The sequence below is a fragment of the Tessaracoccus bendigoensis DSM 12906 genome (assembly GCF_900141915.1).
Lineage (GTDB): Bacteria > Actinomycetota > Actinomycetes > Propionibacteriales > Propionibacteriaceae > Arachnia > Arachnia bendigoensis.
Map to the genome: position 1 here is coordinate 16,967 of NZ_FQZG01000006.1, position 15,795 is coordinate 32,761.

Here is a 15,795-nt window from a genome sequence, read left to right on the forward strand (position 1 = left end):
CGACACGTACTGGACGTCCGCATTCAACGGGGGGCCACTCGACTCTGACGGGATCCGTCACGGAAATGGCTGTCCACGCCCAGATGGCGGGCCCCTGGACAGCCAGTCGACGCTGAGATGGGTCCCGCCAGACGGAGCGCCATTGGACAGCCGGTCGACGCCGATAGTGGTGACCACGCCCAGAGGGAGCGCCAGGCCGCCCCGTCGGGTGCAGCTCAACCAGGCAGTGGCCGATACTCGACGCCAGACACACCAAAATCGACCACTGGCCGATCCTCGACCCCCGACACAACCCCAGCACCCCACCCCACCCCAAGCAGTGGCCGATACTCGACGTCAGACACACCAAAATCGACCACTGGCCGATTTTCGACAGAGCCGCCCTTGGACACGGTCTTGGACCAGCCGCCCAGGGGCGAGAGTTCAGATTCCCTCGGACCGAAACGCAAACCCTCAGGCCACGACGCCAACACTTCAGACCGAAACGCCAACGCGTCAGGTCGGGACGCCGAGGCCGCGGAGCAGCACACGGACGCGGGCCCGCAGCGTGGCACGCCGATCGGTGCTCGGCCGACCGACCACATCCTGCAGCAGGTCGCTGACCAGGGCCGAGACCACCCAGCGCGAAGCCTCTTCAAGCGCCATCTCCGCCTTGAAGCCTTCACCGTAGGGAGCGAGCAACGCGGCGATCCGGGCGACCAACTGATCGACCAGCTCCAGCGAGTCACTCCGTTCCGGGCCCTCCTCCCCGAACAACACCTCGCGCAGGAAGGGCCCGGCGTTCTCGGGTTGGGAGTCGGCCAGATCGATCAGCGGTCCGAGCAGGTCGAGCACCTTGTCCTCCACGGGGCGCTCCCCAAGGGTGGTCTCGGCCGAGACCAGCGGGCGGAGATGCTCGTTGATCACCATCAGGAGGAGTTCCGGCTTGCTGCCCGCGTACCGGAACAACGTGCCCTCGGCCACGTCCGCCAGGTGTGCGACCTGCTGAGTCGTCGTCCCGGCGTAGCCGTGTTCGGCGAACAGGTCGGCGGCGGCATGCGTGATCGCCGCCTTCTTCGCAGCTTTGTTGCGGTCACGGCGTCCGAGCACTGAACCGGTCTTCATGCCCACCATCCTACCAAATTTCTGAGGACGCTCATTTTTGAGTACACTCCTCTTTGTGGAAACACCGAACCATGCCCGGCAGGACGAAGACACCTCACCACCCCTGATCGTCGCGACCGACCTCCGTCTCGCGACGGTGCACGGCGTGGTCTTCCAGCACGTCACCACCCAGATCCCACGCGGTTGCGTCGTCGCCGTTACCGGCAAGGCAGGAAGCGGCAAGTCCGCGCTCCTGCTGACGCTGACGGGCCGCATGCGCGGGGCCACCGGAGAGCTGACGGTAGACGGCCACGACGCCGCCAAGCACTACCGGCGGATCCGAAAGGCGACCTCGGTCGCCCGGATCGACCAACTGATCGACCAGGAGGAGTCGCTCTCGCTGGACGACTGCATCGTCGAACGCACCCTCGCAGACGGGGCCCCGGCAAGATCGCGGGTCGCCAACTACCTCCACACCGCCAACCTTCTGGGCCTGACCGAACCGCTGACGACGCACTACGGCGACCTGTCCCCGGCCGATCAAATCCGAGCCTCCGTCGCGCTCGCCACCATCCAACCGACCCCGCTGGTCGTGCTCGACGACATCGACCGCGAGACGACGGCCCTTGAGCAGAGCGATCTCTGGGAGGCCTTCGGCAAGCTCGCTGCCGAAGGTGTCACCGTCATCGCCTCCACCTCGGAGCGCTCAGCCCTCCCCGTCGACGTCATCACCATCGAGATGGATGCCACACATGCCTGACAGCTCAAGCAACCCGCTCACCCTCGCGCGCTTCGAACTCAAACGATTCAAAGGGCCGCTGCCACGCCTGGCGCTGGTGTTCATCCTGCTGATCCCGCTGCTGTACGGCTGCATCTACCTGGCGGGAAACTGGGACCCCTACGGTCGACTCGACCAGGTACCGGTCGCGATCGTTAACGAGGACGTGCCGACCACGGTCAACGGCAAGGAGGTGCACGGCGGGCAGGACTTCGTCGACAGCCTCCACCGCAAGGGCACCTTCGGCTTCGTGGACACCGACGCCGCCGACGCCGAGGAAGGCCTGAAGTCAGGACGCTACTACCTCGTGATCAGCGTCCCCGAAACCTTCTCGACCAACCTGGTCAGCGGTCAGGGCGACGACCCCACCCGCGCCCAGATCATGCTGCGCCGCAACGACGCCAACGGCTTCGTCATCGGCACGATCACCAACTCGGCGCAGAACTCCATCGCGAACGCGATCGACGAGACCGCCGTCAGCAGCTACTTCGAGGCGGTGTTCGCCAACCTCCGAACCATCCGAGAAGGGATGCTCGAAGCGGCCGACGGCGCCGCCCGACTCGACACGGGCCTGGCCGACGCACACGACGGCAGCACCAAACTGCGTGACGGCGCAGCCACCGCCGTCACCGGCGCCGACGCCCTGGCGACCGGGGCGGCCCAGCTCTCCACCGGCGCGGCCACCGCAGACGACGGGGCCGGCGCCCTCGTCACGGGGCTCACCAGCCTGAGCGACGGCGCCGACCGGTTGAAGGACGGGTCCAGGCAGGTCGCCGACGGCACCCAGCAACTGACCGACACCCTCGACCCCGTGCTCGGGCTGGCCGCCGAAAAGTTGCCAGCGATCCAGGCCAACCTCACGAAGGTCGCCGACGAGGCTGCCGGCCTCACCGACCTGACCGCGCAGGGCGCCGGCAACATCGCGACCAGCAGCAAGGGCATCTCAGACGCCGTCGACTCCCTGGTTGCCGCGCACCCCGAACTGGCCGACGACGCGGCGTTCAAGCGGCTGCAGACCCACACCTCGAACCTCGCGACCGCGACCGGCGAGGTCGCCCAGCACGCGGGCGCCATCTCCACCGCGGTCGACGCTGCCGACCAGGCCATCCGCAACACCGGCGACCTGTCAGGCAAGGCGAAGGAGGCGAAGACGAAGGTCGACGCGCTCAACAGCGGAGCGCACCAGGTCGCCTCGGGTGCCTCCGACCTCAGCGCCGGCGCAGGCACCGCGCTCAGCGGCGCGACGACGCTGAGCGACGGCCTCGGCGACCTCTCCACCGGGGCGACCCAGCTCTCCACCGGCGCCAGCACCCTGGCGACCGGACTCCACACCCTCTCCGACGGCGCATTGACCCTCGACGACGGCCTAGCCCAGCTCTCCACTGGTGCCACCACCCTCGCCACCGGAGTCGCCGACGGTGCCTCGAAGATCCCGGTGCTCACCGAGGATCAGGAGGCCGACGCGGTCAGCGTCCTCTCCGCCCCCGTCGACGTCACGATGGAGGTCGACAACCCGGCGCACGTCTATGGCCGAGGGCTCGCCCCGATGTTCTTCTCCATCGCGCTCTGGGTGCTCGGCATCTCCGCGTTCTTCATCATGCGTCCGGTCACCGGCCGGATGCTGGCGGCTCGGGGCAGCACCCTCCGGATCGGGCTGACTGCGTGGGCACCGCTCGGGTTCGTCTCGGTCGTGGCGGGCTGGCTGATGCTGGCGGCGGCCTGGATCGGGCTCGGCCTCGACCCGGTCCACCCCTGGCTGATCATCCTGTTGACCACCGTGGTCGCGCTGGCCTTCTCGTCCGTGGCGCACCTGATGCGCACCTGGCTCGGGTTCGTCGCGACTGCTGCGATGCTGGTCCTACTGATCATCCAGCTCACGGCCGCGGGAGGCACGTACCCGGCCGAGTTGCTGCCGCCGTTCTTCGGCGCCATCAGTCACTTCATGCCGATGACCTACTCGATCAACGCCTTCCGGATAGCCATCTCGGGCGGCCTGATGACCAACTTCGTGCGCGACATCGCGCTCCTGCTGTCCCTGTTCGTCGGTTGCATGGGCCTGCTGCTGTTCGTGGTGCACCGGAAGCGGCGCTTCACCGTCAAGGACCTGCACCCTCCGCTGGGCTGAGACCGGCACCGACCGGGTGCCTCAAAGCACCCGGTCGGCCGCAACTGACGGAAAAGTGCGGCCATCTCGACCTTCTGGAAAACAGCGGCGTTTCCGGAGCATCTCGGTGGCGCTTTCCGTCCAAAACGGCGGGTATCGAGGTGCTCAGAGCACCATCGCGGCGACCCACCCAGCGGCCAGCAACGGCAGGTTGAAGTGCAGGAACGTCGGGATGACGGTGTCGCGCATGTGGTCATGCTGGCCGTCCGCGTTCAGGCCCGCCGTCGGCCCGAGCGTGGAATCCGAGGCGGGCGAGCCCGCGTCGCCCAGCGCGCCGGCGGTGCCGACGATCGCTACGGTCGCTATCGGCGAGAAGCCGAGCGAGACGCACATCGGCACGAAGATCGCGGTGATGATCGGCAGCGTCGAGAACGAACTGCCGATGCCCATCGTGACGAGCAGCCCGACCAGCAGCATCGCGAATGCCGCGACCGCCCGGTTGCCGGCGAACAGCGCCGCGGTCCCCTCCACCAGTGGTGCGATCTGGTCGGTCGCGCGCATCACGGACGCAAACCCCTGGGCCGCGATCATGATCAGCCCGATGAGCGCCATCATCCGCATCCCACCCGAGAAGACGGCGTCGGCGTCCTGCCACTTCACCGCACCGGTGACCACGAAGAGGCAGAGCCCGATCAGCGCGCCGACGAGCAGCGGGTCGGCCTCGGAGCCGACCAGGGTCAGCCAGGCCTGCACCCCGAAGGAGACCACGATCGCGACTAGGGCGATGGCGACCTTGCGCGGCTTGATCTCGGTGGGCGCATCGTGGTCGACGACCGCGTCGGGGTCGTAGTCGCGCGGACGGCGGTAGCTGACGAACACCGCGAGGAGGAGCCCGGCCACCATCCCAAGCGCCGGGATGCCCATCGCAGACATGACGGGCACGTCGCTGACGTCCAGGCCGGAGGCGATGATGTTGGCGTAGAGGATGTCGTGGAGGAAGATCTTCCCGAACCCGATGGGCAGGAACATGTAGGTGGTGACCAGCCCGAACGTCAGGACGCAGGCGATGGCCCTCCGGTCGAGCCGGAGCCGGTTCATGATGATCAGCAGCGGCGGGATCAGCAGCGGGATGAACGCGATGTGCACCGGGATGAGGTTCTGGCTCATGATCGACATCGCCAGGATTCCGACGATCAGCCCGGCGGTCGTCCACCGCTTGACCTTCTGCGTGGTGGACATGCCGTCGGAGTCGAGCTTGCGGATCAACCAGTTCGCGAGCAGTTGCGGCAACCCGGAGTGCGCCACCGACATCGCGAACGCACCAAGCAGTGCGTAGCTGAGCGCGATCCTCGCTCCCCCGGCCAGCCCGTCCTGGAAGGCGACCATGGTCGCCTCGAGACCGAGCCCCGCCAGTAGCCCACCGACCAGCGCGCCGACAAACAGCGAGAGCACCACGTGTACCCGCAACACCGACAGCACGAGCATGACGACGACGGAGACCACGATCGCGTTCATTGGGGACCTCCGGAGACGGGGTAAGTCTGGCGGGCGGCAGCCTACCGGGTGCCCGGCCGCTCCAGCACCTCGGGGCGCGCGCTCCTCGGCGGGGTGAGCGCCGGGGTGAGCGCGAGCGCCAGAACCGCCGCCACCGGGACGACGATCAGGGCCCAACGCAGGCCGACGGCGTCCCCGACGATCCCGATCAGCGGCGGACCGGCGAAGAAGCCGACGCGCATCAGCCAGGTGACGAACGTCAGGCCCGAACCGACCGCCATCCCCGGCAGCTCGTTTGCGGCATTCATGGCGCTGGGAATGCCGGTGGCGATGCCCCAGCCGGCACACGCGAACCCGATGACGGTGCTGACAGGGCTTGGGAACGCTACGGCCAGCGCCATGCCGACGGCGGCGACGCTGACCCCCAACGTCACCGCCGGCCTGGCCCCGATACGGTTGACCACCGCGTCGCCGGTGAATCGGCCGATCATCTGCGCGCCCTGCAGCGCCACGAACGCCAGGCCGGCCACGAACGGGATGACGGCGAACATGTTGTCCATGTAGATCGCGCCCCACGACGCAGCGCTGTCCTCCACCAACCCGACCGACGCCCCCAGCAGGCCTAGCGCGATGAGCCGCACCCAGATCCCGGCCGGGACGCGGCGCTGTGGGCGGGCCCGGGTGGCCGCCTCGCCGCCGTCAACGTCGCCGTCCTTGCCTGGGAGCAGCATGGTCCGCGCGAACAGCGAGAGCCCGCCGAACACGAACGTGGCTGCCAGTGCCTGTATCCACAGCGGCATCCCGGCCTGGGCCGCGACGGAGCCGAGGAAGCCGCCGCACACCGCGCCGATCGACCACCAGCCGTGGAAGGAGTTGAGGATCGATCGCCCGTAGAGCTTCTGAACCCTCAGCCCGTGGGCGTTCATCGCGATGTCGGTGAACGCGTCCATGGCCGCCATGAATGCCAGCGAAGCCGCGAACACCGGGAGGGTCGGGGCGTTGGCGACCAGGCTGAGGCCGGCGATGCCGATCAACTGGGTCACGGCGGCGACCCCGGCCGATGAGTAGCGCCTGACCAGCCTGGCCGTGAACAGCCCAGCAACCAGTCCACCCACGGGGCCGAGCCCGACCGCCAGCCCGAACGCCGTGTTCGAGGCGTCCAGCGCCGTCTTGATCTCGGGGAAGCGGGGCACGATGGACGACCAGGCGACACCGTTGAGCCAGAACAACAGGACCACACCCCAGCGGGCGCGCACGACTTCCTTGGACATGGAACCTTCGGGGAGAGAGAACGGATCGGACGGATGCAGTCCGCCCCGACGATCGTGCCAGACGGTTCGTCGGAATATGAAACGGGGGCATCGGCCGAAGCCGACGCCCCCGAGACGGGTGGGTCAGATCACTCGATGACGTCGTCGTCGACCCAGTCGAAGGTCCGCGTGACGGCCTTCTTCCAGTTGCGGAACAGACGGTCGGCTTCATCCCGATCCATGCTCGGCGTCCAGCGCTTCGACTCTGCCCAGTTGTCGATGACGTCCTGCTCGCCGTCCCAGTAGCCGACGGCGATGCCTGCGGCGTAGGCGGCGCCGAGCGCGGTGGTCTCGGCGACGACGGGGCGCACCACGGCGACGTTGAGCTCATCGGCCTGGAACTGCATGAGGGTCTCGTTGGCGGTCATGCCGCCGTCGACCTTGAGCTCGGCGAGCTTCACACCCGAATCGGCCTCCATGGCCTCGAGCACCTCGCGGGTCTGGAAGGCGGTCGCCTCCAGGACGGCGCGGGCGATGTGGCCACGGTTGACGTAGCGGGTGAGGCCGACGAGCGCGCCGCGGGCGTCGGAGCGCCAGTACGGTGCGAACAGGCCCGAGAAGGCCGGCACGAAGTAGGCGCCGCCGTTGTCGTCGACCGTCGCGGCGAGCGTCTCGACCTCGGGTGCCGAGTCGAACATGCGCAGGTTGTCGCGCAGCCACTGGACGAGCGAACCGGTGACGGCGATCGACCCCTCCAAGGCGTAGACGGCGGGCTGGTCGCCGATCTTGTAACAGACGGTGGTGAGCAGCCCGTTCTTCGACGGGACGATCTCGGTGCCGGTGTTCATCAGCATGAAGTTGCCGGTGCCGTAGGTGTTCTTCGCCATGCCGGATTCGAAGCAGGCCTGGCCGAAGGTGGCTGCCTGCTGGTCGCCCAGGATGCCGGCGATCGGGACGCCCGCGAGCATGCCCTGGGTGCGGCCGATGCCGTAGACCTCGGCGGAGCTCTTGATCTCGGGCAGCATCGACACCGGGATGGTCATGTCCGCGGCGATCTCGGCGTCCCAGTCGAGGGTCTTCAGGTCCATCAGCATGGTGCGCGAGGCGTTGGTCACGTCGGTGACGTGGACGCCGCCGTCGACCCCGCCGGTCATGTTCCACAGCACCCAGGTGTCCATGGTGCCCATGACCAGGTCGCCTGCCTCGGCACGGGCGCGGGCGCCGTCGACGTTGTCCAGGATCCACTTGACCTTCGGGCCACAGAAGTAGGTGGCCAGCGGCAGCCCGACGCGGTCCTTGTACCTGTCCTGGCCGATCTCACCCCCGAGTTCCTGGACGATCTTGGCCGTGCGGGTGTCCTGCCAGACGATCGCGTTGTAGACCGGCTCACCGGTCGTCTTGTCCCAGACGACGGTCGTCTCACGCTGGTTGGTGATGCCGACCGCGGCGATGTCGTTGTGGGTCAGCGACTTCTGCGAGAGGGCGTCGGCGACGACGGCGCGGACGTTGTCCCACACCTCGATCGGGTTGTGCTCGACCCAGCCGGCGCGCGGGAAAATCTGCTCGTGCTCCTTTTGAGCGACGGAGAAGATGGTGCCCTTGTGGTCGAAGACGATGGCCCGCGAGCTGGTCGTGCCCTGATCGATTGCTACTACGTACTTGTCAGACATGTATTGACACTTCCTTGTGTGTTAGTGGATTCGGTGCGGGATCAGACCGGGAGCAGTACGCCGGAGAGGACGCCTGCGAGGACGCCACCGACGATCGGCCCTGCGATCGGGACCCAGGAGTATGCCCAGTCGGAGCTGCCCTTGCCCTTGATCGGCAGGACGGCGTGCGCCAGGCGCGGGCCGAGGTCACGGGCGGGGTTGATGGCGTACCCGGTCGGGCCGCCGAGGCCGGTGCCGATGACGACGACGAGGAGGCCGACACCGAGGGCGCCCAGCCAGCCGAGGTTTGCCGGGCCGACGCCGGAGTGGTTGGTGAAGTTGCCGGCCGCGATGACGACGAACACAAGCACGAACGTGCCGATCACCTCAGTGAGGAAGTTCCAGCCATAGCTGCGGATCGCGGGGCCGGTGGCGAACACACCGAGCTTCGAGCCGGGATCGGGTTCCTTGTCGAAGTGCTGCTTGTAGGCGACCCAGCAGAGCACCGCACCGATGAAGGCGCCGGTCATCTCGGCCGCGAGGTAGGTGGCGATGGAGGCGGGACCCACTGCGATCCCCGGCACGAACTCTTCGATGCCGGTGGAGGCCAGCCCGAGGGTGACGGCAGGGTTCAGATGGCCGCCCGACTGGTAGGACACGAGCACGCCGGCGAAGACGGCGAGACCCCAGCCCCAGTTGACGAATAGGAAGCCGGTGCCGTTGCCCTTGCTCTTGGCTAGGGCGGTATTTGCGACCACACCACAGCCCAGCAGGGTGAGCATGGCGGTGCCGACGACCTCCGATATGAAGATGACTCCCAACGACATAGTTGAAGCTCCGTTCCTGACAGCTTTGTCAGCTAGGCGCCACTTCTGACGCGCTTTGATGAACGACCCCGTGTCGTCCAATGCCAAGCCAACCGCGATTTTGCACAACGTTGCAAGCTCGCTGCACGACTGTGCAGCAGATCGGTGGGCTGCTGCACTCGTGACTTACGACCAGGCACTCTTAAGATCTACGGCGGGGTCTCTACCGGTCTGCGCGCCCAGCATCGGTGTCCGGGTTGAGGAGCGCAGTCAGGAGGATCGACAGCATCCGTTGCTCCTCAAGCAGGCCATCCACCTCGCTGGCCTCCGGGTGTGCGACGAACTCGGCATGCGCACGATCGGCCGCCAGCTGCACGTGCGTGACGAGCGCCCCGACGTGTGCCCGGTCGAGCCACCGCTCGTCGAAGTCGACCTCGATCGCGTTGCCCCACTGGTCGACGGTGACACTCGCGCCCTGCGAGCGGCCGACGAAGGTCCGCGGCTCAGATCGGGAGGCATCCTGCGCTGCCAGGGCAACTTCGGTGCGGGCCCCCAGCTCATCGGCCACCTCCTCGATGGCCGCCACCAGTTCCCCGCTGAGCGGAGGCAGGGAGTCGACGGCGGCGCGGATCTCGTCGGGCAACGCGGCCAGTTCGGCAAGGGGGCCGGGCGGCTCCGGGTCTAGGGCGTCCCGTGCCTGCATGGCGCCGTCGAGGAGGGCTAGGGCAAGGGCTTCGCGGAAGTGGTTCTGCAGCTTGTCCCGACGCGCCAGTTTGGAGAACCAGATGGGGCTGATGCGGTTCCTGACCAGTCGTCCGTCCTCGAGCCAGACCCGCACGAGGCCGTCCTGGTCCGAGAACCCGCCGTCGCCATGGTCGTCGACGTCGTCGGATTCGGCGTCGGACTCGGACGAGGCGTAGGTCGGCGCGGCCAGGGGATCGTCCTCGGGCGGGCTCTGGTCAACCGGATCAACGGGGGCTGTCGGTACTTCGGTCACGACCTCAGTGGCCTCGGAGAAAGTGGCAGCCGGGGCGACCTCGGCGTCGTCCCAGTCGAACATCCCGCGTGTCATGGGGCCCCCTGTGATGCAGTGTGCTCAAAGTGACGGCGGCTCTGTCTGCTTGGACGCCCCGTCGCAACCCACCATAGTGGCCGGGGGTGTCACCGCTCGGCTGGTTCCGACAGGCTTGGGCTGCCGGATCGTCGGTCGGGTCGTTGGTCGGGTCGTCGGTCGGATCGCCGATACCAACGAAAAGCCCCGACACCTGCCGTATTCCCCTGGTAACCAGCGCTTTCGCTGGTGACGACGTCTGAGCGCTGGTATCGCCGTCCAATCCCTGGTGTCCCGCACTGTCGGCGGCACAAACATCCGGAAAAGTGCGGCGCGATGCTCCGTAAACGGCCCAGAATCCGAAAACGTCGTTCTGACCGCACTTATCCGTCAGCAGCCCGACGGTCAGGCCGCCCTGGTCAGGCCGCCCTGGTCAGGCGTTGGCGGAACCGGTCGACGCTGAGGCGCCGCCTGCTCGAAATCGACAGGAACGACAGCGCTGCGGCCACGATGAACATCAGCACCGAGACCGCCGCGATACCGACCTCGCCGCTGCCGCCCGACAGCCAGGTCCGCACCAACTCCAACCCGTTCTGCAGGGGCGAGACCGCCGCTACCGGGCCGAGCCAGGCGAGCGAAGATGAGATCCCCACACCTATGGTCAGGACCAACAGCAACACCGACACCGCACGACCCGCATGCCCGAGCCAGCCCGCCAATGCGTGGTTGGCAAGCACGAACGACGCGCCGAGCAGCACGAGGACACCCATCAGCGCAATGGTCTTGCCGACTCCAAGATCGAGCACGACACCGCCGACGATCCCGAGCACCAGCGCCTGGCCACCGACGATGGCGGCAGGCAGCCACAGCGACTTCAGCCACAACATGACGCTGGGCTCCCGCGAGGCGACCACATCGCGTGGCACCGGTCGGTACACGGTGAACGCGGCCAGCGCCCCCAGCCAGAGCCCCGACAGGAGGAGCAGGGACACCAGCGGAACCTGGGTCGACGTGGCAAGCGAATCGGTGCGTTCGACGGGGCTGGAGACCACCTTGGAGAGTTGCTCCCGGTCGTTCTGCGAATAGCTGGGCACCTGGTCGGCTCCCTTGGCCAATTCGGTGGCAAACGTGCCGATGCCGTCGCTCAGCTTGGTGGCACCGGCCGAGAGCTCCACCATCCCGTCGGTCAGGTCGCTGGTTCCGTCTGCTGCGGAGCCCACGCCGTCGACGAAGGCGGACACGCCGTCGACGTAGGTGCTTGCGCCTTCGCGCAGGGTGCCGACGCCGGTGTCCAGTTCCGCGACGCCGTCGGCCAGTTGCCTCGCGCCGGTCGAAAGCTGGTTGACGCCGTCCGGCAGCGCACCCACCTGCGTGCCCAACTGCTGGATGCCGGTGTTGAGTTCGGTGGCGCCCGCGGCGATCGCCGGGGCGTTGGCGACAAGCGGCGCGGCCTGGGTCTCGATGGTCGCGGCACCGTCACGCAGTTTCGTGAGGCCGTCGTTCAGTGAACCGAGTTGGTCGCCGACGCCGCCGAGCCCCTCGACGGCGGCGCCGACACCGTCGGAGAGCTGCCCGGCGCCCGTGGCGAGCGCCCCGGCACCGGAGACCAGCGACTGTCCGGTGGCCGGGTCCGAGGTGGTCAGCATGCCGGCCGCGACCCCGGTGCCCGCCTGGAATCCCGCGCCGACGCCCTGGGCGAAGACCGCCTCAAGCTGCGCACAGGTTTGAGGGTCTGCGACGGGGCACTGGAACTGCGCGTTCACGCCGGCGATGACGCCGCGGGCCGTGTCGTCGAGCTGGCCCTGCGAATAGCCACCCAGCGCGCCGCTGACCTGCTGGAGACCGGAGGAGAGCCCGGCGGCGCCCTGCTGCACACCCTTCGCGCCGGAGGCCAGCTGATCGAGGCCGCTGAGGTCGCCGACTCCCGCACCTTCGAGCCCGGCGATCACGGCGTCGAGCCCCTTCCGAAGCTCCGTGACCCCGCCGATGGCGGCCGCCGAACCGTTGGCGAAGGCAGGCAAGTTGCCGAGGAGCTGATCGGCACCCTCCGCGAGCTGCTCCACGCCGCCGACCAGTTGCGGGGTCTGGGACGCGAACTGGCCGACGCCGTCGGCCAGCTGGTCAGCCCCGTCATCAAGTTGCGCGGTGCCGTCCAACAGGTCGCCGATGCCATCGACCAGCTCGTTGCCGCCGTCCACCAGCAACGGGCCGTTGTCCTGCAGCTGGGCCATGCCTGCGCTGAGCTGGGTCGCCCCCTGCGTGGCGGCCTCCACCCCGTCGGCCAGCTGTGTGGCGCCGTCGTGAAGCTGCCCCGCGCCATCCACGATGGTGGTGAACTGTTCGCCGACGGTGTTGAACCCGACGTAGATCCCGTCGAGGTATCCGCTTGTCAGCGTCGAATTGATGGTGTCGACCGCCAGGCGGGAGATCTCCTGGGCGACCTGCGCGTCCGTCACGGGTGCGTTCTCGCTGACCTGGACGCCGATGGTGGCCTGCTTGGCCGTCTCGGCGTCGTTGGCCGAGAACGAGGTGGCCGCGGCGGAGAAATCCTTGGGGATCGTGACGACGACGGAGTATTTCCCGGTCTTCAGGCCGGACGCGGCGCTCGGGGCGTCCGCGAGGGTCCAGTCGATGTTGTCGCCGTCCCGGTCGATGATCGCGGCCGCGAACTGGCGCCCCATCGGGATGTACTGCCCGTTGACGGTGACCGGCTCGTCGAGGTTGACGACCGCGGCGCTCACCGCGGAATCGGCACGCGCCCCGACCAGCCCGATCAGGGCCAGGGCGGCAAGCAGCGGCACGAGCGCAAGGGCGACGAGCTGCACCCAGTTGCGGTTGGTGGTGGTCATGCGTTGCTCCCCTCGAGCGTTGCGTTCGGGACTGTGAAGGTGCCATCGATTTCGATCCCGCTGAGGCTCTCCACGCTGGAGCCGCAGAGCACGACGGCCCCACCCGACTCCCGCGTGCGGGCGATGAGCCCGTCGAGGGCTTCCCGGGCGGCGTCGCCGTCGGCCAGTTCGACGGTGTCGACGAACACGACGGTGCCGCTCGCCGCGTTGCGAAGCGCGGAGGCGGGGGCGTCTACCACGGCAAGGTCGAGGTAGGTGACGCGGCGGCGAACGCGCCCCGCGCCCTGCGGCAGCAGAGCCCCCGCGACGCGCGCCTTGCCGCCGGTGGTCTCGAGGCGACCGCTCAGCGCGAGCGCGGCGCCGGTGCGGGCCCCGACCGGGCCGACCATCGCCACCACGTTGCCGGGCACCAGGCGCAGGTGGATCGGTTGCACGATGCCTTCGACGGTGAGGCCGTCGGCGAAGGCGACCGAGTCGTCACCCGGCCAGCCTCGGAGCGCCATCTCGGTGGTGAGCGCCTCGCCCTCGACGTCGAAGGTCGGCAGCAGCTTGTCGAGCCACTTCGGCAGCCACCACGCCTTGTCGCCGAGCAGCGTCATGACGGCGGGCACCAACGTCATGCGGACCAGGAACGCGTCCACCGCGACGCCGACGGCCAACGCCAGCGCGATCGCCTTGATCGCGGCCATGCCTTCCGGCACGAAGAATGCGAACACCGAGCACATGATGACCGCCGCGGCAGCGACCACCGGTCCGGAGGCGACGAACCCGTTTCGGACGGCCTCGACGGCGCTCTTGCCGTGCACGTATTCCTCACGCATGCGGCTCACCAGGAACACCTCGTAGTCCATCGCGAGCCCGAAGAGGATGCCCATCAGCAGGATCGGCAGGAACGAGATCACCGGCATCGGTTTCTCAAGGTTGACGAGTTCCTTGAGCCAACCATGATTGAACACGAGCGTGGTGACGCCGAATGCAGCGCCGACGCTGAGCAGGTAGCCGAGCGTCGCCTTGACCGGGACCCACACCGACCTGAACACGGCGGCCAGGAGCACCAGGGACAGGCCGACGACCAGGATGCCGAACGGCAGCAGCGCCTCGGTGAGCTTGTCGCTCACATCGATCGCGATGGCCGTGAACCCGGTGACCGAGGTAGACACGCCGTAGCGACTCGCCCAGTCGTCGTGGTGGTCGCGGAGCGATCGGACCAGGTCGGCGGTGGCCGGGTCGTCCGGGCCGGTTGTGGGTACCACCTGGATCATGCCGGTGTCGACGTTGGCGTTCGGGGTGGCGATGGGCACCTGGGCGACACCCGGCATCGCCTCGATGTCGGCCTTCAGCCCGTCGAGCACCCCGATGGGGTCGGTCGCACCGATAATGTCTGCGGTGACGATGATCGGCCCGTTCGAGCCGGGGCCGAAGTGCTCGTCCATCAGGTCGTAGGCGACCCTGGCCGGGGAAGTGGCGGCCTGCTGCCCGGCGTTGGGCAGGGAGACCTGCAGCCCGACCGTCGGGATTGTGAGCCCCACCAGGCCGGCGACGACGATGACGATGGTGACGATCGGGTGGCTCGTGGTGACGCCGACCCACCACTCGAACGCGCCCTTGCGATTCCTGGCCTTCTTCGCATGCCCCGGCGCGACGGCCTTCCTGGGCTTGGGTCGCATGCGCTCGCCCATCACACCCATCAGGGCGGGCAGGAACGTGAGGGCGATGAGCACGGCGATCGCCACCGTGGCCGCGGCGAACAGGCCCATCACCGTCAGGAACGGGATCTGGGCTACACCGAGCCCGATCAGGGCGATGAACACCGTCAGCCCGGCGAACACGACCGCCGAACCCGAGGTGCCGACGGCGCGCCCAGCGGACTCCTCGGGGTCCATCCCCTCGCGCAACTGGTCGCGGTGGCGGGAGAGGATGAACAGGGCGTAGTCGATCCCGACGGCGAGGCCGAGCATCACCGAAAGCAACGGGGTGGTCGAGTTGATGTCGAACAGGTTCGTCATCAACAGCATGATCGACATCGCGATGCCGACGCCGGTGATCGCCGTCAGCAGCGGCAGACCGGCGGCCACCAGGGAGCCGAGAAGCACCGTCAGGACGACCAGTGCCACCACGAGCCCGATGGCCTCGATGACGGTGAGCGCGGGCAGTTCGATGTTGTATGCCTCCCCGCCCATGGTGACGATGGCGCCTTCGGGCAGCGAATCCCGGAGGTCGTCGGCGACCGCGGTGACGGGGGCGAGATCTTCGGCGGTCGGGGTGACGCCGGGGAAGTCGAGGCCGAGTTGGATGACCGCCGCGTTCCCCTCGTCTGAGACCAGCCCTGTGGCGAGCTCGCTCCACGGCGAGGTCGCGGTCTCGACCTCGTCGACTTGGCCGAACTCCTCGACGGCAGCCTCGATCTCGGTGCGGTACTCCTCGACGGTGTCGCCTTCGGGGGCGACCACCACCGCGGTGGCGGAGAGGGCCGCGGCCTCAGGGAAGGTCATCCGGAGATTGTCCAGCGCGGCCTGGGACTTCGAGGACGGGATGTCGAACGCGTTGTTGAACGAGCCCATGAACGCGACGCCGAGGCCGCCAAGCGCCACGAGGGTGGCGAGCCAAGCCGCGATGACGGTCTTCCTCCGGCGATAGCACCAGCGTCCGAGGGCATAGAGCCAAGCCGACATCCCGCAACTCCTTCAGACGAGCAGACCACAGTCAAGACAGGAGTGTATCCAATACACTG

General features: G+C 68.1%; 10 protein-coding genes. 2 read left to right on the forward strand and 8 right to left on the reverse strand.

Annotation, left to right across the window (positions count from 1 at the left end; genetic code table 11):
• Positions 1-495: 495 nt before the first annotated feature.
• A complete protein-coding gene (locus tag BUC15_RS01690) occupies positions 496-1,104 on the reverse strand; it encodes a TetR/AcrR family transcriptional regulator (protein WP_073185840.1) in 609 nt (202 codons plus the stop codon).
• A gap of 55 nt (positions 1,105-1,159) precedes the next feature.
• Here BUC15_RS01690 and BUC15_RS01695 point away from each other — a divergent pair, with 55 nt between their 5' ends.
• Entirely contained in the window at positions 1,160-1,843 is a 684-nt protein-coding gene (locus BUC15_RS01695; RefSeq protein WP_073185841.1) for an ATP-binding cassette domain-containing protein, read from the forward strand.
• Positions 1,836-3,986 carry a YhgE/Pip domain-containing protein gene (locus BUC15_RS01700; RefSeq protein WP_073185842.1) on the forward strand — a complete coding sequence of 717 codons (2,151 nt, stop codon included), beginning with the start codon at positions 1,836-1,838 and terminating at the stop codon, positions 3,984-3,986. Before BUC15_RS01695 ends, BUC15_RS01700 begins: the two co-directional genes overlap by 8 nt.
• Before the next feature lie 144 nt (positions 3,987-4,130).
• On the opposite strand, the gene BUC15_RS01705 is transcribed toward BUC15_RS01700, so the two are convergent.
• The 7 genes from BUC15_RS01705 to BUC15_RS01735 form a co-directional block, all read right to left on the reverse strand.
• A complete protein-coding gene (locus BUC15_RS01705) occupies positions 4,131-5,480 on the reverse strand; it encodes a Na+/H+ antiporter family protein (protein WP_073185843.1) in 1,350 nt (449 codons plus the stop codon).
• Positions 5,481-5,521: 41 nt separating this feature from the next.
• A complete protein-coding gene (locus tag BUC15_RS01710; protein ID WP_073185844.1) occupies positions 5,522-6,730 on the reverse strand; it encodes an MFS transporter in 1,209 nt (402 codons plus the stop codon).
• A gap of 128 nt (positions 6,731-6,858) precedes the next feature.
• A complete protein-coding gene (gene glpK, locus BUC15_RS01715) occupies positions 6,859-8,379 on the reverse strand; it encodes a glycerol kinase GlpK (RefSeq protein WP_073185845.1) in 1,521 nt (506 codons plus the stop codon).
• Between the two features lie 41 nt (positions 8,380-8,420).
• Entirely contained in the window at positions 8,421-9,185 is a 765-nt protein-coding gene (locus BUC15_RS01720) for an MIP/aquaporin family protein (RefSeq protein WP_073185846.1), read from the reverse strand.
• A 202-nt stretch (positions 9,186-9,387) separates the two neighbouring features.
• Positions 9,388-10,236: a hypothetical protein gene (locus tag BUC15_RS01725; protein WP_073185847.1), complete on the reverse strand. Its 849-nt coding sequence runs from the start codon at positions 10,234-10,236 to the stop codon at positions 9,388-9,390.
• A 398-nt stretch (positions 10,237-10,634) separates the two neighbouring features.
• The gene (locus BUC15_RS01730; RefSeq protein WP_073185848.1) at positions 10,635-13,064 is read right to left on the reverse strand and encodes a YhgE/Pip domain-containing protein; all 2,430 of its coding nucleotides are present in this window, start codon (positions 13,062-13,064) and stop codon (positions 10,635-10,637) included.
• Positions 13,061-15,736, reverse strand: coding sequence for an MMPL family transporter (locus BUC15_RS01735; protein ID WP_073185849.1), 2,676 nt, complete (start codon positions 15,734-15,736; stop codon positions 13,061-13,063). Before BUC15_RS01735 ends, BUC15_RS01730 begins: the two co-directional genes overlap by 4 nt.
• Positions 15,737-15,795: the final 59 nt, after the last annotated feature.